Origin of the sequence: Mycobacterium sp. URHD0025 (assembly GCF_000426065.1) — a bacterium.
In the GTDB taxonomy this organism is placed as follows: Bacteria; Actinomycetota; Actinomycetes; order Mycobacteriales; family Mycobacteriaceae; genus Mycobacterium.
Genome location: NZ_AUEQ01000030.1, coordinates 1 through 2,563, shown reverse-complemented (window position 1 = coordinate 2,563; position 2,563 = coordinate 1). Strand labels below are relative to the sequence as shown.

The window sequence follows — 2,563 nt, the reverse complement described above, 5'->3', positions numbered from 1 at the left end:
AAAACCGCCCGATTACCCCACCCAAAAAGCTGCGAATGCTCATCCTCATCCAAAAAACCCATCGACGACAACCGCCGCGTCACATCAGCAGTCACCACAACACCCCCGCGTTGACGGGACCGCGACAGAAATCCCCACAGAACGAGCGGCGCCCGCGTTGCCGTGCAACCACTCTTCATCAAGTTGCATCGGACCTCCCACCATGCAAGCCCCGGCCCTTCTACCCGTCAGGGGCCTGGCCCCGCACCAGCCCGTCGCGCAAGATCTTCGGCCGGATATCCGGCCGGTACTGCTCGAGGTACTCCAAGCGCATGACGCCCTCCAGCAGGTTCATCGGCGAGCGAGCGTCGGCTACTGCCTGCGTGCCCCACGTGGATCAAGACAATTAAACTCCCGATCGTCCAGTTTTAGCTACAAAATAGCCAGTTGCCAGATTCCAGCATATCCATCGCTCCTCGGTCGAGGACGGAAATCGGCGATCCAGGAAGGCGCTGTTGCTGTGTTCGCGGGGCGTTCAACCTCCAGCCGACCCGCACATGCTCCATGAGCAAACTTTGCACTGCGCCCACACAGGCTAGCGAGCCATGTGAACTCGGTTCCGCCGGCTCGGCCGAAAAGCCTGGTCGCGACCCGCAGCGCAATTACCACGACGGCCGTTCCAATCGTGCACCAAGCTGGGCATCTCCACTCAAGATCAGGAACTTTCCGCTTCCCATACGCCCGTAACACCGATGTAGTTCAATCCAGCGAACTCGCCCGATGGACGCCCGGTGCAACGACGACCGATACGCCCGGGGTGAAGACACCCGCGGCGCTTGTCACGCTTGTGGCAAACTGTGAAAATTGCACATACCGCTCCCCGAAGCACACCTCCGGTCACCATTCGCGGCGACCTGGTTCGCCGGGTGAGCTCCGGCAATGCCACATCGCAATCAGGTCTACCTGGATTTGCGACTGCAAATACTGGCAAAGAATCAAGATCGCGCGATTCATCGATATGGAATCACCACGGACTCGCACACCTACTGCAGAGCGGACACTCAAGGCCGACCGGTCCGAGCTCCACCCCGCATGGAGGCCCTCTCCCACGAGTACCGCGGTTGCGGCGGGCGATTCCCGTCAGCCGCCAGACTGGGGCCGTTGGACGACTCGGCAGACACTGCAAGTGCTGAGACATGTGATTCGTCGCCATAGCGACGGCCGGCCGGCCCAGAGTGATGATGCCGTCTCAACGGGCGGAATTCACGGCGCTCGTAAGCGCCGGCAGCCAGGAAACCCACGAGGTTCCGTCAGCGTTCAGCGCTTTCGCGGCAGCACGTTTCAGAAACTACTTCGCGGCACTTTCCAAACGAGATTTGAGCTGTTCTGCGTATTCACTCAGAGAGTCAGCGGTGAACATCTCAAAGTGTGTGCAGGCGACAGGTAGTACTGCGATCTCACCCGAAGCACAGGGGCTCCAACTTTGCGCCAGTGACCGGGCAGCCCTTCGGTTTCGGAAGTGTGCCCACCGCGATTTGATTCCAGAACCGCTACCGGCGTCGCATCGAGTTCGCGCCGCGGAGAACACCACCATATCGCCATCGAACACCTCGGGTTCATGCTCCAGGAGGAGCAACTGGCCCGAACTGACGCTTCTCGCCATGAATTCCATCAACCGCCGAGACGGTGGACTACACCCCCGTCGCTGAATCAGCTCCGCCACGCGCGGATACTTCAGAGGTTTCCAATGGAGCGGGACACCAAGACTATTGGTTCGCAGGATGTATTCCAGCACCCATCCTTCGGCAATTGCTCGGTTACTGGCGATCACTCTGGTGATGCGCTTCCAGTATTTATTTGGATTCAACAACCCGTCCAGCAACACCAGACGCTGCACCTCACACCCTCGCCGCTGGAGCTCAACGGCGAGCGCGTGAGCGACCACGCCCCCGAAAGACCAGCCGAGAATCCGATACGGCCCGCTCGGATAAAGCTCCTGCAGGCGATCGGCATAGCTGGCCGCCATACGCTGTATCGATGACGGTTCAGGCTCACCATCGGCGGGTATCTGATTGATCCCGATGATCGGCCCGTCGACGTATTTGCCCAGAGCCCGATACGACCAGCTCAGGCCGAAACCGTCATGGACACAACACAACGGCACACCGTTGCCCGGCTTGAGCACCTCAACCGGAACCACTTCCTGCGCACCGTCGGCGCTGCCCACCTGCGCGGCCAGACTGCGCACCGTCGGCGCATCGAACATCACGCGCACCGCCAGGTCCGTATCGAGGCTGGCGTTGGTAGCTGCGATCACCCGCATCGCAGACAGAGAGTCACCGCCCAGGTCGAAGAACGAGTCGTCGACCCCGACCCTCTCCAGACCGAGAACCTGGGCGTAGATACCGGCCAAGATCTCTTCAGTGAGTGTGGCCGGCGCACGGTAATCCTGACCATCGACGTAGTCCGGTGCCGGCAGAGCACGGCGATCGAGCTTGCCGTTGACCGTCAACGGCAGGTCGTCCAGTACCACCACCGCCGCCGGCACCATGTAGACGGGTAACCGTTCGGCAAGCTCGGTGCG

The 2,563-nt window shown here is 60.9% G+C and carries 1 protein-coding gene; it reads right to left on the bottom strand.

Annotation, left to right across the window (positions count from 1 at the left end; translation table 11 throughout):
* Positions 1-1,327: 1,327 nt before the first annotated feature.
* Positions 1,328-2,563 (bottom strand): thioesterase domain-containing protein (locus tag H977_RS0128330; RefSeq protein WP_029111012.1); only part of this gene is annotated, 1,236 nt, incomplete at its 5' end.